This is a genomic window from Sphingomonas sp. ERG5 (assembly GCF_000803065.1).
Lineage (GTDB): Bacteria > Pseudomonadota > Alphaproteobacteria > Sphingomonadales > Sphingomonadaceae > Sphingomonas.
In genome coordinates this window covers 1-2,531 of the sequence record NZ_JSXI01000017.1, presented here as the reverse complement: position 1 = coordinate 2,531, position 2,531 = coordinate 1, and the positions used below count along the sequence as shown (strand labels likewise).

2 protein-coding genes are annotated in these 2,531 nt (G+C 66.6%); both read right to left on the bottom strand.

Annotated features, from left to right (window positions below; translation table 11 throughout):
• Positions 1 to 300: 300 nt before the first annotated feature.
• Positions 301 to 1,500, bottom strand: coding sequence for an IS91 family transposase (locus tag OO12_RS05410; protein WP_443024545.1), 1,200 nt, complete (start codon positions 1,498 to 1,500; stop codon positions 301 to 303).
• Complete coding sequence (locus tag OO12_RS05405; protein WP_034157642.1) at positions 1,497 to 2,402, bottom strand: tyrosine-type recombinase/integrase; 906 nt, start codon at positions 2,400 to 2,402, stop codon at positions 1,497 to 1,499. The genes OO12_RS05410 and OO12_RS05405 overlap by 4 nt, the downstream gene beginning before the upstream one ends.
• Positions 2,403 to 2,531: the final 129 nt, after the last annotated feature.

The following is a 2,531-nucleotide window of genomic DNA, read 5'->3' as shown; positions in this document are numbered from 1 at the left end:
CGTTGAGAGTTTCGGACGCCGCCAGGCGTCGGAAAGTCTTCGGTGCCCGAACCCGCGGGCCGCAGGCGATGCTCTATGGGGATTTCGATATCGGTGGGTGCCGGGCGGTGGTGGACGCTGCCGATATGCGGCCGGAATCGATAGCAGACCTTCTGCTTTTCAGACGGCGGTGTTGATGCCGAAAGTCGGACCGTCCGATTTTGGCGGGCCAATGGCTGCTTTCGGTCAGGCTCAATGCAGCCGTTATCGCTCCCCGGAGCACGGTCACGGCGAGGGTCGTTGTGGGCGAGCCGTGCCGGATCACGACGCTGATCTCCCGGGTGAGCTGGCAAAGGCGGGTGGCGCGCGCGGTTGATAACGGCGTTCGACGATCTCGATGATGATCATGTGCCCGCCGCAGCACGGACAAGGTGGCAGGGTTGGTTGCGGTGCGGAGGTGATGTCGTCGGCGGGCGGCGGCGCGACTGCGAGCAGATGGCGAGCCCGTTCGAGATTATTCTTGCGCGTGCCGCTGGCGAGCAGGCCGTAATGGCGGATGCGGTGGAACCCCTTGGGCAAAGCATGCAGCAGGAACCGGCGGATGAACTCATCGGTCGCGAGCGTCATCACCTGCTGCCGATCAGCGCCGCCACGGCGATAGTCCTTGTAGCGGAACGTCACACCCGCCTCATCGAACCGGAGCAGGCGGCGGTTCGAGATGGCGACCCGGTGGGTGTAGCGCGCCAGATAGGCGAGCACGGCCTCGGGCCCGGCGAAGGGCGGCTTGGCATAGACCACCCAGCGCTTCTTCCGGACCGGCGACAGGTGGCGCAGGAATGCCCTGCGCTCGTCAAGGTGAGCGATGTTACCGAAGAACCCGAGCCGACCTGCGTGGTACAGCGCGACCAGCCGGGTCAGGAACAGGCGGCGGAACAGGGCGCCAAGCACCCGCACCGGCAGGAGGAACGCGGGCCGGGCCGAGATCCAGCGTTCACCATCGAGCGAGATACCGCCACCTGGCACGATCATGTGGATGTGGGGATGATGGGTCAGCGCCGAGCCCCAGGTGTGGAGCACGGCGGTGATGCCGATGCGGGCGCCGAGATGCTTCGGGTCGGCGGCGATGATCTGCATCGTCTCGGAGGCGGCGCGGAACAGCAGGTCGTAGACGATCGCCTTGTTCTGGTGGGCGATAGCGCCGACCTCGGCCGGCAGCGTGAACACGACATGGAAGTAGCCGACCGGCAGCAGATCGGCCTCGCGCTCGGCGAGCCAGATGCGTGCAGCAGCACCCTGGCACTTGGGGCAGTGCCGGTTGCGGCAGCTATTATAGGCGATCCGCCAGTGGCCGCAGTCTGTGCAGGCCTCGACGTGACCGCCAAGGGCCGCGGTGCGGCACTGCTCGACCGCCGACATGATCCTGAGCTGGTGCAGGCTCAGGTGCCCGGCATGCGCGACCCGATAGGCTGGCCCAGCCGTGCGAAAGATGTCGGCGACTTCGATCGTCGCCACCGGCGTCAGCCGTCCGGCTCGGCTCCGCTATTGGTAAGCGCCAGTCGGTCGAGCGGACTGATCACCGCGCGCATCGTCTTCGTGGCGACCTGAGTGTAGAATGCGGTGGTGTTGAGCTTGGCATGCCCGAGCAGCGCCTGGATGACGCGGATATCGACGCCATCTTCGAGCAGGTGGGTCGCGAAGCTGTGGCGCAGGGTGTGCGGCCCGACGCGCTTGGCGATGTCCGCCGCCGCTGCCGCCTCGACGACGACGCGGTAGAGCTGCCTTGTGCTGATCGGCACGGCCGCGTTGCGGCCGGGGAAGAGCCAGCCATCCGCGTGCATGACGCCCAGCTGCCGTCCCGCTCGCCACCAGTCGCGCAGCAGCGGGAGCAGGCCCTCGGGCAGCATGGCGTTGCGATACCGTCCGCCTTTGCCACGCTCGATCCGCAGCAGCATGCGGTTGCTGTCGATATCGCTCACCTTGAGCGCGGAGACCTCGGCGACGCGCAGGCCCGCACCATAGGCGACCGAGAGTGCGGCCTGATGCTTGAGGCAGGTGGTCGCCTCCAGCAAGCGCTTCACCTCGGCCAGGGTCAGCACGACCGGGATCTTGCGAGCATGGGCTGTGCGGACCAGCTTGCGCGCGAGGTCCGGCCGATCAAGCGTCTGGGTGAAGAAGAACCGTAGCGCCGCGACGATGCTGTTCATGGTCGGCGCTGGCACGCCGGCCTCCTGCTGCTCGATCTGAAACTGGCGGAGATCCTCTGCGGTCGCGGTGTGCGGCGATCGCCTCAGCCAGGTCGCGAACCGCCCGACATCCCGGAGATAGTTGCGCTGCGTCTCGTGCGAGAACTTGCGCAGGGTCATGTCATCGATCAGGCGCTGGCGAAGCGGGCTCGCGGCAATAACCGGTATGAGATCGTTCATCGTATGACTCCTCAGTTGAAGGAGCCTCGATGGTCTGCCCGCCTCAGGCGGCGCTCAACTCAGGCGCAAACCTCGTATCTACGTCTCGACCTCACCGCGCACGCCAATCCCGCGCAGCGGGTTCGTGCA